This window comes from Nonlabens marinus S1-08, assembly GCF_000831385.1.
Lineage (GTDB): Bacteria > Bacteroidota > Bacteroidia > Flavobacteriales > Flavobacteriaceae > Nonlabens > Nonlabens marinus.
On record NZ_AP014548.1, the window covers coordinates 740,763 to 757,208 of the forward strand.

The 16,446-nt window shown below is 39.9% G+C and carries 17 protein-coding genes; 7 read left to right on the top strand and 10 right to left on the bottom strand.

The genetic code is table 11. From position 1 onward, the window contains the following. Positions 1-54 precede the first annotated feature (54 nt). The 5 genes from atpD to NMS_RS03495 form a co-directional block, all read right to left on the bottom strand. On the bottom strand, positions 55-1,563 hold the full coding sequence (gene atpD, locus NMS_RS03480; protein ID WP_041495433.1) for a F0F1 ATP synthase subunit beta: 1,509 nt from the start codon (positions 1,561-1,563) through the stop codon (positions 55-57). 217 nt (positions 1,564-1,780) lie between these two features. Beyond that, positions 1,781-1,930 (bottom strand): hypothetical protein, encoded by a 150-nt coding sequence (locus tag NMS_RS13960; RefSeq protein ID WP_173405813.1) that lies wholly within the window; start codon positions 1,928-1,930, stop codon positions 1,781-1,783. A 21-nt stretch (positions 1,931-1,951) separates the two neighbouring features. Further along, positions 1,952-3,799 (bottom strand): glutamine--fructose-6-phosphate transaminase (isomerizing), encoded by a 1,848-nt coding sequence (glmS, locus tag NMS_RS03485; RefSeq protein WP_041495434.1) that lies wholly within the window; start codon positions 3,797-3,799, stop codon positions 1,952-1,954. Between the two features lie 9 nt (positions 3,800-3,808). Continuing rightward, positions 3,809-5,413, bottom strand: coding sequence for a DUF4270 domain-containing protein (locus tag NMS_RS03490; protein ID WP_041495435.1), 1,605 nt, complete (start codon positions 5,411-5,413; stop codon positions 3,809-3,811). Between the two features lie 3 nt (positions 5,414-5,416). Continuing rightward, on the bottom strand, positions 5,417-6,241 hold the full coding sequence (locus NMS_RS03495; RefSeq protein ID WP_041495436.1) for a glycogen/starch synthase: 825 nt from the start codon (positions 6,239-6,241) through the stop codon (positions 5,417-5,419). Between the two features lie 105 nt (positions 6,242-6,346). Between NMS_RS03495 and panC the strand changes: the two genes are divergently transcribed. Genes panC through NMS_RS03525 form a run of 6 tightly spaced genes read left to right on the top strand, consistent with a single transcriptional unit; the run spans position 6,347 to position 11,659 of the window. Beyond that, the gene (gene panC, locus NMS_RS03500; protein ID WP_148311326.1) at positions 6,347-7,198 is read left to right on the top strand and encodes a pantoate--beta-alanine ligase; all 852 of its coding nucleotides are present in this window, start codon (positions 6,347-6,349) and stop codon (positions 7,196-7,198) included. 38 nt (positions 7,199-7,236) lie between these two features. Beyond that, complete coding sequence (gene panD, locus NMS_RS03505) at positions 7,237-7,587, top strand: aspartate 1-decarboxylase (protein ID WP_041495438.1); 351 nt, start codon at positions 7,237-7,239, stop codon at positions 7,585-7,587. A gap of 3 nt (positions 7,588-7,590) precedes the next feature. After that, positions 7,591-8,562, top strand: coding sequence for a lysylphosphatidylglycerol synthase transmembrane domain-containing protein (locus NMS_RS03510; RefSeq protein ID WP_041495439.1), 972 nt, complete (start codon positions 7,591-7,593; stop codon positions 8,560-8,562). Between the two features lie 51 nt (positions 8,563-8,613). Continuing rightward, positions 8,614-9,987, top strand: a complete 1,374-nt coding sequence (gene radA / locus NMS_RS03515; RefSeq protein WP_041495440.1) for a DNA repair protein RadA — start codon at positions 8,614-8,616, stop codon at positions 9,985-9,987. A gap of 3 nt (positions 9,988-9,990) precedes the next feature. Then, a complete protein-coding gene (locus tag NMS_RS03520; RefSeq protein WP_041495441.1) occupies positions 9,991-10,506 on the top strand; it encodes a TlpA family protein disulfide reductase in 516 nt (171 codons plus the stop codon). Positions 10,507-10,558: 52 nt separating this feature from the next. After that, a complete protein-coding gene (locus tag NMS_RS03525) occupies positions 10,559-11,659 on the top strand; it encodes a M23 family metallopeptidase (protein ID WP_052476681.1) in 1,101 nt (366 codons plus the stop codon). A 68-nt stretch (positions 11,660-11,727) separates the two neighbouring features. Here the strand turns inward: NMS_RS03525 and NMS_RS03530 are convergent, their stop codons facing one another. From NMS_RS03530 to NMS_RS03540, 3 genes are all read right to left on the bottom strand, one after another. Beyond that, positions 11,728-12,489 carry an exodeoxyribonuclease III gene (locus tag NMS_RS03530; protein ID WP_041495442.1) on the bottom strand — a complete coding sequence of 254 codons (762 nt, stop codon included), beginning with the start codon at positions 12,487-12,489 and terminating at the stop codon, positions 11,728-11,730. A gap of 54 nt (positions 12,490-12,543) precedes the next feature. Continuing rightward, positions 12,544-13,122 (bottom strand): hypothetical protein, encoded by a 579-nt coding sequence (locus tag NMS_RS03535; protein WP_041495443.1) that lies wholly within the window; start codon positions 13,120-13,122, stop codon positions 12,544-12,546. 173 nt (positions 13,123-13,295) lie between these two features. Further along, positions 13,296-14,393 carry an isoaspartyl peptidase/L-asparaginase family protein gene (locus NMS_RS03540; RefSeq protein ID WP_041495444.1) on the bottom strand — a complete coding sequence of 366 codons (1,098 nt, stop codon included), beginning with the start codon at positions 14,391-14,393 and terminating at the stop codon, positions 13,296-13,298. 102 nt (positions 14,394-14,495) lie between these two features. On the opposite strand from NMS_RS03540, the gene NMS_RS03545 reads away from it, so the two are divergent. Then, on the top strand, positions 14,496-15,029 hold the full coding sequence (locus NMS_RS03545) for a 3-hydroxyanthranilate 3,4-dioxygenase (RefSeq protein WP_041495445.1): 534 nt from the start codon (positions 14,496-14,498) through the stop codon (positions 15,027-15,029). A gap of 72 nt (positions 15,030-15,101) precedes the next feature. Here the strand turns inward: NMS_RS03545 and NMS_RS03550 are convergent, their stop codons facing one another. Then, positions 15,102-15,632, bottom strand: a complete 531-nt coding sequence (locus tag NMS_RS03550) for a fasciclin domain-containing protein (RefSeq protein ID WP_041495446.1) — start codon at positions 15,630-15,632, stop codon at positions 15,102-15,104. A gap of 184 nt (positions 15,633-15,816) precedes the next feature. Then, positions 15,817-16,392: a fasciclin domain-containing protein gene (locus NMS_RS03555; RefSeq protein WP_041495447.1), complete on the bottom strand. Its 576-nt coding sequence runs from the start codon at positions 16,390-16,392 to the stop codon at positions 15,817-15,819. Positions 16,393-16,446: the final 54 nt, after the last annotated feature.

Consider the following 16,446-nt stretch of genomic DNA (forward strand, 5'->3'; position numbering starts at 1 on the left):
TGAGTTCAGAGTTCAGAGTCGATCATAACTCATAACTCTGAACTCATAACTTGTTTAAGCTTCTACCATCATTTTCTCACCAGCCTCGATTACTTCCTCGATGGTTCCTTTCAAGTTGAAGGCACTTTCTGGAAGGTTATCTAGCTCACCATCCATGATCATGTTGAATCCTTTGATAGTGTCTTTGATATCTACAAGAACTCCTTTAAGACCTGTAAACTGCTCTGCTACGTGGAACGGCTGAGATAAGAATCGTTGTACTTTACGAGCACGGTAAACCGCTTGCTTATCTTCTTCAGAAAGCTCTTCCATTCCTAGAATCGCGATAATATCTTGAAGTTCTTTGTAACGCTGTAACAACTCTTTTACTCGTTGTGCACAGTCGTAGTGCTCTTTACCTAGAATGTCTGCTGTAAGGATACGTGATGTAGAATCTAGTGGATCTACCGCTGGGTAAATACCTAGTTCTGCAATCTTACGAGATAATACAGTTGTTGCGTCCAAGTGAGCAAAGGTTGTTGCTGGTGCTGGATCTGTCAAGTCATCTGCAGGTACGTAAACCGCCTGTACAGATGTAATAGATCCTTTTTTAGTAGATGTGATACGTTCTTGCATCGCACCCATTTCAGTCGCCAATGTTGGTTGGTAACCTACCGCAGATGGCATACGTCCTAGAAGTGCAGACACCTCAGAACCTGCTTGAGTAAAGCGGAAGATGTTGTCAACAAAGAAAAGAACGTCTTTCCCTTGACCATCAGCACCACCATCGCGGAAGTATTCTGCAATCGTCAAACCAGAAAGCGCTACACGAGCACGTGCTCCTGGTGGCTCATTCATCTGTCCAAAAACGAAGGTCGCTTTAGACTCTTTCATCACTTCTTTATCGACAGATTTCAAGTCCCATCCACCTTCTTCCATAGAGTGCATAAATGCATCTCCGTACTTTATAATTCCTGATTCTAACATCTCACGTAGAAGGTCATTCCCTTCACGTGTGCGCTCACCAACTCCTGCAAAAACAGAAAGTCCACCGTGACCTTTTGCGATGTTATTAATCAATTCTTGAATCAATACTGTTTTACCTACTCCCGCACCACCAAATAGTCCAATCTTACCCCCTTTTGCATAAGGCTCGATCAAGTCAATAACCTTGATACCGGTAAAAAGAACTTCAGTAGATGTAGAAAGGTCCTCAAACGCAGGTGCAGATCTATGAATAGAAAGACCTTTATCGCCTGTTTTAGGCAAATCACCTAAACCGTCGATGGCATCACCTATTACATTAAATAGACGACCATAAACATCATCACCTATAGGCATCTTGATAGGGTTTCCCGTAGCGACTACCGCTGTACCTCTACTCAATCCATCAGTAGAATCCATGGAGATGGTTCTCACTGTGCTCTCGCCTATGTGCGACTGCACCTCAAGAACTAATTTATTTCCCTTCAATTCAATCTCTAACGAATCGTAAATGTTAGGAAGTACGCCTTGCGTGCTATCAAATGTTACGTCAACCACCGGGCCGATGATTTGTGAAACTTTACCTGTAATCTGAGACATTCTATAATGTTTTAAAACTTAAAAAGATACAGCTCAAAAAGCCTTTTTTCAGTGGCGCAAAGATACTGCATTCAGTTTTATATAAATAAGCGATTTTTTACTTTTTTCTGCATTTGAAAATTGCTGGGTTTTGAAAGGCAGTTCGCTTTCGCGAAAGCGTAAAAAGCAAAAGCCTCATTACAAGAATGAGGCTTTAATAAATGAGTTTCTAGAACTCTTATTCTTTATAATCCTTTCCTAAGATACCTTGATCCTTGAGTTGTTTCGTGAGTTTTTCAACTCTCCCAAAACAAATAATACCGAAAAGAAAACCTGTAACTCCCATAGACATACCCATAATTCCGAAAATCAATCCAACTGTATCCATTTGCGATTTTATATAATGTGATTATTCTACAGTAACCGACTTAGCCAAGTTGCGTGGCTGGTCGACGTTACGGTCGAGCGCTATGGCAATATGATAGGACAACAGCTGCAATGGAATGGTTGTCAATAAAGGAGTCAAACATTCCAACGTGTCTGGAACCTCAATCACATGATCCGCTAGTTCTCTAACATCCAGATCACCCTCAGTAACGATACCTATAATTTTGCCCTCGCGGGATTTGATTTCTTGAATATTGCTTACGACTTTCTCGTAATGTCCTTTCTTAGTGGCAATAACCACCACTGGCATTTCAGAATCAATAAGTGCTATAGGTCCATGTTTCATTTCGGCAGCTGGGTAACCCTCTGCATGAATGTAACTGATCTCTTTTAACTTCAATGCCCCTTCTAGGGCAACCGGGAAATTGAATCCGCGACCTAGATATAAACAGTTTTTGGCATCTTTATAAACATGAGCTATTTGCTCGATAAGGTCGTTAGATTCTAATGCCTTTTTCACTTTGTTTGGAATGCTCTCAAGTTCCACTAAATATTTATGGAATTCGCTAGTAGACAGCTTGCCTTTTTTCTTAGCTAACTTTAACGCAATCAAGGTTAACACTGTGATTTGAGTTGTAAAAGCTTTAGTTGAAGCCACACCTATTTCAGGGCCTGCATGGGTGTAAGCTCCTGCATGGGCTTCACGAGCAATCGAACTTCCTACCACATTACAAACACCGAAAACAAATGCACCGTTTTCTTTAGCGAGCTTGATCGCCGCCATGGTATCTGCCGTTTCTCCACTTTGCGAAATAGCTATCAATACATCGTCTTTATCGATTACCGGATTACGGTATCTAAATTCTGAGGCGTATTCTACCTCAACGGGCACTCTAGCAAGTTCTTCAAAAATATATTCGGCTACCAGACCAGCATGCCAACTTGTGCCACAGGCCACAATTAAGATGCGTTTGGCGTTGACAAACTTATCAATATGGTCGTCTATACCAGCCATTTTAATGATCCCCTGATCAGGTAACATGCGACCTCTAAAGGTATCTCTAATAGCCTGAGGCTGCTCGTAAATTTCCTTCAACATAAAGTGATCGTAACCACCTTTCTCAATTTCTTCTAGATTCATTTGGAGTTCCTGAACGTAAGGATCTACTAAGGAGTCATCATGAATTTTTCTTACTTTAATTTCTTTATGAGTACGTACTATGGCCATTTCACCATCTTCCAGATAAATAGCATTCTTCGTAAACTCTAAAAAAGGACTCGCATCTGAAGCGATGAAAAATTCATCTTCTCCAACGCCAATAGCTAAAGGCGATCCTAGTCTTGCAACAATTATTTCATCTGGCTTAGTCTTGTCAAATACTGCTATAGCATAGGCGCCGATAGTCTGATTCAGTGCGATCTGAACTGCTTTACCTAGCTTAACACCCTGTTGGTTTTGTACATCTTCTATCAAGTTTACCAGAACCTCAGTATCTGTATCTGATTTGAACGTATACCCTCGGTTTTTTAATTCTTTTTTGAGGGGTTCATAGTTTTCAATGATTCCATTATGGATAATAACTAGATTACCATTGTTAGAATAATGGGGGTGAGAGTTAACATCATTTGGGACACCATGAGTTGCCCAACGAGTATGTCCTATTCCTATGTTACCAGTGATAAGATTATCTTTTTCCATTTTAGACTGGAGATCAGAAACCTTTCCTTTTGTCTTGCTGACATTCAGGTTTTCACCATCATATAGAGCAATCCCGGCACTGTCATATCCACGATATTCCAATCTTTTTAATCCATTAAGGACGATAGGATAGGCATCACGTTTACCAATGTAACCTACAATTCCACACATATATTCTTATTAATTAGGTTCTGTATAAAATACTTTCAATTTAAGTCGCTTCGCTGCATCATCAGAAAGGTTACCATGCAAAACAGTTCCCTCGTGAGCAATTCCCGCACTTATAGGTATTGAACTAATGGGTAAAGGCTGAGTTTGAGATTTTACTTTAGAGCTACCAAGTAAACTCACGTTTTGAGAGACTACTACCGCTAATCTATTATTAGGTAGATTGTCTTGTAAAACCTGACTTATATGATTTGTTAGTCGAATTTTATACCTTCTATCTCCATTACTTTCAACTTCTAAACGTCCTAAATGATTAATGTTTGAGGTAATTCCGGTTCCAGACGGTTCAAAATCCAATAAATATCTACCTGTGACAAAATCATAAATCAAAATGCGTTCTGGCTCCTTACTACCCGCGGTGACTTGGGCTTTATCCACGTAAAACTCTAAGTTCGCCTCGTTTACCAAAACATTCTTAGACTTAAGTAAAGTTAAAGCATCAGCTTCTCCATCATTATCATTATCTGGACCAAACAAATCGATAAGTGTAATTGCTCCCGCACCGCCATTTATATAAAGTCTTTCTGAACCTTCAATCGGATTAAAGGAATTTGAAATTGCTGCTTGTGTTTGTTGAGGAACATTAGACTCAGTCAAAACCACCTTAGTTCCTGCAAGATTAATTTTGAAAGAAGAGTCTATATTAAAAAAGTCGTCCGTCCGACCATTACCGTTCGAATCATTTAAATCTAGGATGTCAGAATTATAATATAGGGTTATAGCGGCATCGTTGAGATTTAAATAAGCAAGCATACCATCATTGGTAGGGTTACTCACCTTAAAATAAAGACCACGTAGGTAATTCTGAAAATTACTATCACTAGAAAGCTGAGAAGCTCCAGTTGGCAAATTAAAAATTTTCTGCTCCCAATACTCTAGATCTAGTTTTTGCCGCAACCTAGGAGACAATCGTTCTGTTGTGACTTTTGTATTAGTATCATCAACTTCTGTCAAGTTAATTTCTCTATTGTCTGGGCGGAAACTTACTAACAACGGGTTTACTCCATTATTCTCATTGAATGGAAGAATTTCTTGTCCAGCATTAGCAGCAATTACGCTTCCAAAATCAGAATAATAAACAGCAGCCTGGTCAACATTGTTAGGGTCAAAGCTGTTCAAGAAATATCTATTCTCGAAAATTTTGACATCTACTTCTCCAGTACCATATAAAGAATCTATAGAATAAGTAGTAGCTTCACCCTCACGTCCCTCCACTGTTGTGAAATAGGGGATTTCCAAAACAACGCTATCCAATCTTCTATTAGCTCCAAAATCAACGCCTGCAGTAGCTAGGCTCAATTGGGTCACAAACTCGTATTTAGTCTCTCCGTATAAAGGATCTGTATAAGTTCCTAATTGAACAGACGGAAAATTATTCGTCTGCACTGGATTCAATGGAGCACTGAATGCCTTTGCTTCAAAATCTTGTTGGACGATGGTCCCGTCAATATCAATTCCTAGAAAATCACTACCTAATTCAGTTGGGTCTGTATCACAACTTACTAGAACAAAAACGATGGCTAGCACCATCGTTCCATACTTCAATAATTTATTCATTTCTTAAGCTTCTTCTTTTACGTTAAGGATCTTATCAAGATAAAACGATTCGTAAGCATCGGCAAATTCTTCAGGAGATTGATAATCTAAAATAGGCTTATCCTGTCCATCTATAAAACTCTCCAGATCTGGATCTAATGTCTCGCTTCCTTTAATGATTCCATCACTGTAGACTACAGCACTCTTCATAAGGTTTAAATAGGAAGGTTCTTTAAAAGAACTTATCACGCTATCATCCAATGCATCAAATTGTAATTTCTCATACATCTCCTCATCTAACGTTCCTTCGAACGATTGATTGTAAACAGATGTCACAATCTTACTTTCTTCAAACAAAGGGTCTGTACCATAGTAATTACGTAAATACAATGGAAGTAGACTTGCAAGCCATCCATGAACGTGAATAATATCTGGAGCCCAGTTCAATTTCTTTACTGTTTCAATAACGCCTTTAGCAAAAAAGATAGCTCGTTCATCATTGTCATCAAACATATCGCCATTCTCATCAGTCAATGTTGCTTTGCGCTTGAAGTAATCCTCATTATCAATAAAGTACACCTGCATGCGTTCCTTAGGAATGGATGCTACCTTAATAATCAAAGGCATGTCTAAGTCATTTATCACCATGTTCATACCGCTCAAGCGGATAACTTCATGTAATTGATGACGACGTTCGTTGATATTTCCAAAACGAGGCATGAAAATCCGTATCTGTCCCCCACGGTCGTTGACCATTTTAGGAGCAAAGTAGGACATGGATGATGCTTCGGTTTCGGGTAAGTAGGGAATAACTTCTGAGGATACGTACAATACTCTTTTTTCCTTCATAGATCAATTTTTGCAGCCTTTCTTCTAGCAGATTGCAAAAATACACTTTTTCTTGCACATTGACTTGTAAACCTTATGTTTGTAGGCTATTTACCCCAATCCAACATGGTATTTGAATCCCACAAAAACTTATCACAGTATCTTAATAATCATAGGGATACAAACAAATCAATTGGTTTTGTCCCGACCATGGGAGCTCTTCACCAGGGGCATCTTGCACTCATGAAAAAAGCGCTGGAAGACAACGATTTTTTAGTAGTCTCCATTTTTGTGAATCCTACACAATTCAATAATCCAGAAGATTTAAAGAAGTATCCTAGACTTTTAGAAGCCGATTTGAAATTAATGGAATCTCAATTAGACTCCTCAAATTTTATTACATACGCACCTGCCGTTGAAGATGTGTATGGAAAGATAGCTGTATCTAAATCTTATCATTTTGACGGTCTAGAAGATGTGATGGAAGGCTCCCAGCGGCCAGGACATTTTGATGGTGTTGGAACGATTTTACAGTTTTTATTTGAAGTTGTCCAGCCCGATAGAGCTTATTTTGGTGAAAAAGATTTCCAACAATTACAGATCATTAAAAAGCTGAAAGAAAAACTTCAGTTACCCATTGAAATCATAGGGTATCCTATCCATCGAGAAGAAAGTGGACTTGCGATGAGTTCTAGAAATGCTCGTTTGAGTCCAGAAGGTTTTATCAAAGCAGCTCAGATTTATCAAGTTTTAAAGGAGGCTCCCGGTTATTTTTCAAAACATAGCATCAAAGAAACTATAGCGTTTGTATCAAAAAAAATTAGTCAACTATCAGGTTTTGAACTTGAGTACTTTACTATTGCTGATGAAAAGACCCTATCCCCAGCAACGATCAAAGATTCTTCAAAAAACTACAGAGCTTTTATAGTAGTGCATCTAGAAGGCGTTCGTCTTATCGATAATATTCCGTTGAATTAGGTGTTAGGTATCCATAACACAAATTGTATCTTTGTACCATGTTAATTACAGTTGTTAAATCCAAGATTCACCGCGTTAAGGTAACTGGAGCAGACCTCAATTATATAGGCAGCATCACGATAGATGAAGATCTTATGGATGCCGCAAATATTGTCGAAGGCGAGAAAGTGCAAATCGTCAATAACAATAACGGCAACCGTCTAGAAACGTATGCTATTCCTGGGCCTCGTGGCAGCGGAGAAATTACTTTGAATGGCGCTGCTGCGCGATTAGTTGCTGTGGGTGATGTTTTGATTCTCATTTGTTATGCACAAATGACACTAGAAGAAGCACGTGATTTCAAACCCAGCTTGTTATTCCCTAACGAGAAGGACAACACACTTACCTAAAGCTTGAAAAAAGCAATCATCAAGATTTTAAAAATTCTCCTACCATTGATGTTGGGAGCTTTTTTGATTTTTATTTCTTACCAGCAATTCACCCCAGATCAATTAGAAGAAATTAAATCGTACTTGCGTGATGCAGACTATTCGTATATCGCAATCGGTTTGGTTTTTGCCATGTTGAGCCACCTTTCTAGAGCCTGGCGGTGGAATTATATGCTCGCCGCACTGGACAAAAAACCCACATTTCTAAATAACATTATCGCTATAGGTTCTGGATATGCCATGAACCTCATCATCCCGCGCAGCGGCGAGGTGACGCGAGCAGTCATCGTGAAACGTACAGATGATATTCCTATCGATCAAGGCCTTGGAACCATCATTGCAGAGCGCGTGCTAGATTTTATATTGTTACTGGCCATTACCGCCACCGCGTTGCTCACAGCTAGCAGTGAAATACTAGATTTTTTCAGAGATGGTTTAAATTCCGCTTTCGCGAAAGCGAACCCTATCAAAATTACCGTGTACCTCAGTATCCTTGCTGTTTTAACAGTTGCTGGTATTTTCTTGCTCAAAAAACTGAAGCTCATGAAAAAAGTGCGCAGTTTTCTAGTAGGTATTCAGGATGGATTTACAACCATCTGGACCATGAAACATAAATGGTGGTATCTAGCGCACACGCTATTTATTTGGGGCATGTACCTCGCCATGTTTTATGTGTGCATTTTTGCCATTCCAGATACAGATTCCATGCCGTTAAGTGCAGTGCTTTGTGCGTTTGTAGCAGGAAGTTTTGCAGTAGCCTTTACAAATGGGGGCTTTGGCGCATATCCTTATTTGATCAGTCAGGTGCTGCTCCTTTTCGGGTATGGGGCTACCGTGGGCACTGCATTTGGATGGATCATCTGGTTGTCGCAAACATCTCTGGTCATCGTTTTCGGTTTGTTGTGTTTTCTATTGTTCTCCATCAGGAAAACCTAGAATTTTTAGCAACTGTAGCTGCATCCTTTTTATCTTTCCAAAAAATCACCGATGGCTAAAGTCAAGACTACTTTCTATTGTCAAAATTGTGGTGCACAGCACGCCCGCTGGCAAGGGCAATGTACCACGTGTAAGGAGTGGAATACTTTAGTAGAAGAAGTCGTCGAGAAAAAAACGGTTCCCAGCTGGGAACAAACTGGTGATGGAGAAAGTTCGCTTTCGCGAAAGCGAACTCAAAAACCACAGCAAATTTCCCAAATTGACGCCACAGAAAGTCCAAGAATGGACACCACAAATGCCGAATTCAATCGGGTTCTGGGCGGTGGTTTAGTGCCAGGATCGGTCACCCTTCTAGGTGGAGAACCGGGAATAGGAAAATCCACCTTATTGCTCCAATTGTGCTTGAATTTGCCTTTTAAAACGCTCTACGTCTCCGGCGAAGAAAGTGCTCAACAAATCAAAATGCGGGCCGAGCGCATTAAAAAAGAAGCGGAGAACTGCTACATCCTGACTGAAACAAAGACACAAAATATCTTCCGCCAGATCACAGAGAATCAACCACAAGCGTTGATTATTGATTCCATTCAAACCCTGCAAACGGATCATATTGAAAGTACTGCTGGGAGTGTTTCTCAAATTAGGGAATGCACCAGCGAACTTATAAAGTTTGCTAAAGAAACTAATACACCGGTTATTCTCATAGGTCACATCACTAAAGACGGAAATATTGCAGGTCCTAAAGTGCTGGAACACATGGTCGATACCGTACTTCAATTTGAAGGAGAGCGCAATCATACCTATAGGATTTTACGAGCACTTAAAAACCGATTTGGTTCTACGCACGAGATAGGTATTTACGAAATGCTGGGTCACGGTTTACGAGAGGTCACTAACCCTAGTGAGCTGTTGATTTCACAGCGTGGCACCACCTTAAGCGGTACCGCCATCGCAGCGACCATGGAAGGAATGCGCCCATTGATTATCGAGGTTCAAGCCTTAGTAAGTACTGCAGTGTATGGAACACCGCAACGCAGCGCTACAGGCTATAACTTAAAACGCCTGAACATGATTCTTGCGGTACTGGAAAAACGAGCCGGTTTTAAACTAGGACAAAAAGACGTGTTTTTGAACATCACGGGCGGTATTAATGTAGACGATCCAGCCATTGATCTTGCTGTGGTGGTTGCGGTACTTTCGTCAAATTTTGACATTGAGATTTCCTCGCAACACTGTTTTAGTGCAGAGGTAGGTCTGGGAGGTGAAATACGCCCTGTAAGCCGTATGGAGCAACGTGTCAATGAAGCTGAAAAACTAGGCTTTGAGAAAGTGTTTATCGCGCCTTCCAAATCTGCCCCTAAAAACAAAGGAATCCACGTACATACCGTTTCCAAAATTGAAGAATTAGTCAAATATTTATTCTCTTAACCCATGAAAAACTCCCTTATTCTTGTCTTTTTATTCATTTTACTTTCTTGTAAAGAAGAATCAAAACAGCCGTTGCGATTTGCAGATGTGGATACCTCTTCTAATGAGATCATCCATCTTACGGATGGCGAGGATATCTACTATTCTATGGAAGATTTATTGGCTATGCACGAGGGAAAAGTGGTCTATGTCCACTTTTGGAACAGTTTCACGTCGAAGGATAAAATGCGATCCGTAGAATTATTGGAGAAGAAATATGCAGATAAGGACTTTGTTATTTTAAACATTGGTACAGATACCGCTATGATGCCATTTGAGATGCATCTTGAAATTACCACTTTAGAAAATAATTATTTAGCTCGCAATTTTGAACAAGCAGCATTTTTTAAAGAACGTGAATTTTATGTGATCCCTAGATACATGCTGTATGACAAGCAAGGAAACTTACTGGATGATAACGCCATGAGTCCTGATAATCCTGATCTTGACACAACTCTGCAAACCCTACTTGATCAGTAGTTAGATGTCATTTTTTCGTAAAAATAGTGTTGGTCTTTTGGTAATTATTCTCATGGTAATTGCAGTGCTGACCTATTTTTTGAAACCTGAATATTTTGATTTCATAGTAAAGCCGTCAGCGCGCCAAGTATATGAACGTGAGCTTAAAAAAACTCCACAGGACTTAGAGCAATGGAAGAGTTTGAAACAGCTGGCATTAAAAGACAGCATTACTACAAGTGAATCTTATAGCGAGTTTGTACAAACAAGAATAGAGAGCCCATTTGCTGCCGGATATTGGGTCAATGTCGCTCAAGGCGAAAGCGTGTTCGCCACCATTGCCATCGATACGATCAAGCCTTCTTGGATACTAGAAGCTTATGATATTCAAGGCAAATTGATTCAAACAGCGCGTGTCACTGACAGTTCACTTGCACTTCAAATCATCAACGATAAGCACCAACGCCTACAAATTGTACTGCAGTCCTTCTTAGAAAAACGGGATAGCACACAGCTCAAAATATACAAACAGCCCTTATTAGACTTTCCTCTTCCTGGAAAGAGCAATAATGCTATTAAATCATTTTGGGGAGTAGCTCGAGATGGTGGCCGCAGATCCCATGAAGGAAACGACATTTTTGCAGACCGTGGTCATCCAGTAGTTGCCGCTGCAGATGGTAGGATAAGCGCAGTAAGAGATCGTGGGCTGGGCGGGAAACAAATCTGGCTGCAGGATGCGCTTACCTCATCCAGTCATTATTACGCGCATTTAGATTCTCAACTGGTCACCACCGGTCAACGAGTGAGTCGAGGAGATACGATAGGATTAGTTGGAAATACAGGAAACGCTAGAACCACAGCGTCACACTTGCATTTTGGAATTTACAAATCAGGTGGTGCTGTTGATCCAAAACCCTACATCTGGCAAATACCAATACCTGAAAACAGTACCGAAATGCCATTCAAAAGCCGTGGCGTCGGGTTTGGTCTCAGTGCTTTTATGCACCAGCAACCAAGCGCTAGCTCTGTTTCATTGCGCACTATTTATGAAGACACCCTACAAATTATAGGCAATAGCAATGACTGGTATCACGTACGCACTGCTGATAGTCTAGCAGGTTTTGCGCATAAGTCGGTAGTTAGATTGATTGAAATTAATAGTTCAACTCACTGATAGCCGTTGAGCAATCCTCACATAATTTTCTAAAACGGGCTTGCCGAATATTCTAGAATCAAATTGTATTACTCTACCTCAATCAAAACAGGACAGTGATCACTATGAACTGCACTACTCAAAATAACTGATCTTTTGATACGGTTTTTGAGTGGTGGAGTCACCATATGGTAATCTAATCTCCAGCCTTTATTCCTAGCTCGAGAACCACCTCTATAACTCCACCAAGTGTATTGGTCTGGTTCATCACTGAACATCCTGAAAGAATCCATAAAACCACTTTCCACGAAACGATCAAACCACTCACGCTCTTCTGGCAAAAATCCCGAAGTGTTCTTAAGGCGTACTGGGTCGTGAATGTCAATAGCTTTATGGCAAATGTTATAATCGCCACAAACGATTAGGTTTGGAATCTCCTTTCTTAGGTCTGTGATGTATTCTAAAAACTCATCCATATACTGAAACTTAAAGCTGAGCCTTGCGTCATTAGTACCGCTAGGCAAGTACATGCTCATTACAGATAGGTCATCGAAATCTGCTCTCAAATTGCGGCCTTCATTGTCCATGGTTTCGATTCCCGTGCCGTACTCCACATGGTTGGGTTTGATCTTAGAAATAATCGCTGTACCAGAATAGCCTTTTTTCTGAGCGCTGTAATAATATTGGTATTCGTATCCGGCTTCTTTGAACGCTTCGGTATCAATTTGATCTTCCATGGCTTTTATTTCTTGCAAGCACAACACATCTGGATTTGCTGCGGTAAGCCATTCTATAAAATCCTTTTTCATGGCGGCACGTATGCCGTTGACGTTGTAGGATATGATTTTCATTTACTAATATGTTGATTTGTTAATGTGGTGATGTGATTATATTGTTTTATTAAGCTATGAGATCCAAACAACTTCTCGTTTAACAAATTCCCAAACACCAAATACCTTCTTGAATTGGATAAATCCACCACTAGCACAAAGACTTCCACAAACATTTGAAAAGTAGACGATAGCCTTTTTTTCATCGGAGGTGATTATCGGATAGGAAATTCTGGCTATTGGTAGTTTTCTGTTTCTTTTTAAGTTCTTGTCAGTGTATCGTTCAATTCTTTTATTTTGAGTTTTATTAAGTTGCTGAATATTTACTTCAGAATAAAAATTTAATTTTTGAAATGCAACGGTAACCGTATCACCAAACATTGCAGCCGAAGTTATTTTCCAATAGGCATCAGTATCAATAGAATCGAGATTCTTCCTGTATTTCTTAACTACACTGATGTGTTTCTCTCCGATTAACAAATTTAAATCTTGCAGAATTGTTTTATTGTCGAATCGTTTGAAAATAAGAGTTGAATCTTTACCAAAACTTGTTATCGCTAAATCTATTAATTCTCTATAATCATCGTCTGATTGAGAAAATGACTGCAAAGAAAAAGCAACAAGAAAAACAACGGTCATTATTTTGGAAGTCATGGCTAAGTTTTTTGAACACCAAATCTCGACTTTCTCTCGATTCTAGATACAAAGATTTTCTGAATACAAGCCGCTTCGAGCGGCAGTCGAGAAGGAGCGCGATGGAATTCTAAATCATCTCTCTCCGACGCTCGATACTGACTGCAAATTCTGAAAAAAACTGAGACTAAAAATCACTCCTTATACATCCCAACCACCAGCTCGTCTTTGTCATTCATCATGGCACGATACATTCCTGCGGTGTTGAAATCCATAGAAACGTTACCGTAATGGTCCAGTGCAACAACACCACCAGTACCGCCTAATTTCACGAGTTTATCTTGGATGACTTTATTTGTAGCCTCTTTCAAGGTCAAACCGCTATATTCCATAAGTGCACTGATGTCATATGCTACTTGTGCTCTAATAAAGTACTCGCCGTGTCCGGTGCTGCTTACACCGCAAGTCGCGTTGTTTGCATACGTTCCACTTCCTATAATAGGCGCATCACCTATGCGGCCGTATTTTTTATTAGTCATCCCGCCAGTACTGGTTCCTGCGGCAATGTTTCCGTTTTTATCTAGGGCAACACAACCCACGGTACCGTATTTAGAATCGTTGAAAAAAGGATCTTTTAATTCTAACTTTCTCAAGGCTGTTCTTTGTGGCTCGGTTGCTTTTGATTCGGCTTCCATTTCTGCTTCTCTTTCTAGGACGCGCTGCAAACCCTTGAATCGATTCTCCGTATAGAAATAAGAGTTGGATACAATCTCGATGTTTGGATCTTGTAACGCTTTCGCGAAAGCGTCTGCCCCATCACCACTCAACAGCACGTGCTCTGAGTCGGTCATCACCTTACGCGCCAGCGAAATAGGGTTTTTAACGGTTGTTACTCCAGCAACCGCTCCTGCATTTAATGTGGCACCGTCCATAAAACTGGCGTCAAGCGAATTGATCCCATCGTGCGTAAAAACAGCTCCTTTACCACTATTGAATAACGGAGAGTCCTCCATGACACGAATCGTAGCTTCTACAGCATCCTGACTGCTACCGCCATTTTTGAGGATCTCATGACCTGTTTTGATGGCTTCGGTAAGCTTTGCATTATAGGCGGCCTCCAACTCTGGCGTCATGTTTTTCCTTTCAATGGTTCCTGCTCCACCATGAATAACAATGGCAAATTCACTCGTTTGTTGTGGTTCATCTGCCACCGGTGTTGCAGTAGGTTCGGTCTGTTTCTCTTGACAAGAAAGGAGTAGAGCGAAAGAGGCAAGAAATAGTAGTTTTTTCATGGATAAATTATTTGTCCACAATTTACAATAAATCAACAAAAGCAACCAGCAGTAAATTGTAGGGATTACCCTGAATTTGCTACCTTTAAAATAAAAATTGCCATGCCTATACCAGCTCCTTTTAATCTCAATAAATGGATCGATGAAAACCGGGACAGCCTGAAGCCTCCTGTAGGAAATAAAAACTTATATAAAGATGCTGGTGATTATATTGTGATGGTGGTTGCCGGTCCTAACGCCCGTAAGGACTATCACTACAATGAAACAGAGGAATTGTTCTATCAACTAGAAGGAACGATAGAGATTCATGTGCAAGACAATGGTGAGAAGCGCACTATGAAATTAGGACCGGGCGATATGTATTTGCATCCAGGCAAAACACCGCATTCTCCGGTACGTCATGAGAATTCCATAGGATTAGTCATTGAATTGAAACGGGTAAGTGAAGACGCAGTAGATGGGTTACTGTGGTATTGTGACAATTGCAATAACAAACTGCACGAGACCTACTTTAAACTCGAGGATATTGAAAAGGACTTCTTGCCTCGATTTAAAGAGTTTTATGTAAGTAAAGAATTACGCACTTGTAATGTTTGCAATACTGTTATGGAGGCAGACTCTAGATTTACTGAGTAATCATAAAAATCCCGAAATTCTATTAATAGAATTTCGGGACTAACATTAGGTTTATAGGGGTCACCTTATGTTTTATTTTTTAGGAAGTAGTACGCTGTTGATCACATGTACAGTTCCATTGGAGGTTGCCACATTAGGCATGATGATTTCTGCGCTATTCTCATTTTCATCTTGTACATAAGCTTTACCATCCTTAGTCCAGAAGGTCAATGTACCACCTGCTAATGTTTCCACTGTAGCGTTTCCATTTTCAATCAGCTGCAATACATCTGCTGCTTTTACATCTCCAGATACCACGTGGTAGGTTAATATTCCCGCTAAAGCACTTTTATTTTCCGGCTTTAAAAGTGTTGTTACAGTTCCTTCTGGAAGAGCTTCGAATGCTGTATTAGTGGGTGCAAATACAGTAAATGGTCCCTCACTGGATAAAGCATCTACAAGGTCTGCTGCTTTTACTGCTGCTACAAGGGTAGAAAGGTCTTCCGTCGCGATAGCAGTTTCAACGATTGTTTTCTCTGCTTTGTCGTATTGGGCAAAAGTAGCTTGTCCAATAAATAGTGCTACAGCAGTAAATGCTACGCCTACATAATTTTTAATTTTCATAATAAAGTGTTTAGGTTATTGTTCTGATTCTTAAGTAGAGAAGTTCACCATAACCTGACTTGAGTTAACTACACTTTAACGGTATCAAGAAATTATTGACAACATTTAGCTTTTTAAACTAAAAAATCCCCAAACTCAATGGTCGTAGAGTTTAGGGATAAAAATCAGATCTAGGGAAATCTGATTATTTTTTTGGTGTCAATACGGCATCAATCACATGAATTACTCCATTAGATTGATTCACATCTGCTATGGTTACAGCAGCATTTTTACCTTTTTCATCTTTCAAATATACATCTCCATCTTCCATATAGAAAGTAAGTTTCCCACCTTCAATAGTAGCAATGGACGCTCTTCCATTGTTTTTGTCCATTAGTGCTATTAAATCTGTAGAATTGATTTTTCCAGGAATTACATGGAATGTCAAAAGTTGAATTAGCTGCTCTTTATTCTCTGGCTTTAAAAGCGTTTCAAGGGTACCGTCAGGTAATGCGCTAAATGCGGTATTTGTAGGTGCGAAAACAGTAAACGGACCTGCTCCTGAAAGGGTTTCTACTAACCCTGCTGCTTTAATTGCAGCAACTAAGGTTTTGTGAGCCTTTGATTTTGAGGCATTTTCTATGATGTTTTTAGCAGGATTCATTTCTTCACCGCCTACCATAACAGGTTTTCCAATAGTTTCTACTTGAGCTGAAACTTGGCTTCCTACTAGCAGGAACATCGACATGACTAGAAGGAGAACATTATTTTTTAAGTTCATTTTTTATTGATTTAATTGCTTTATAAGACACCAATCTTATGTCTATAATTTGAA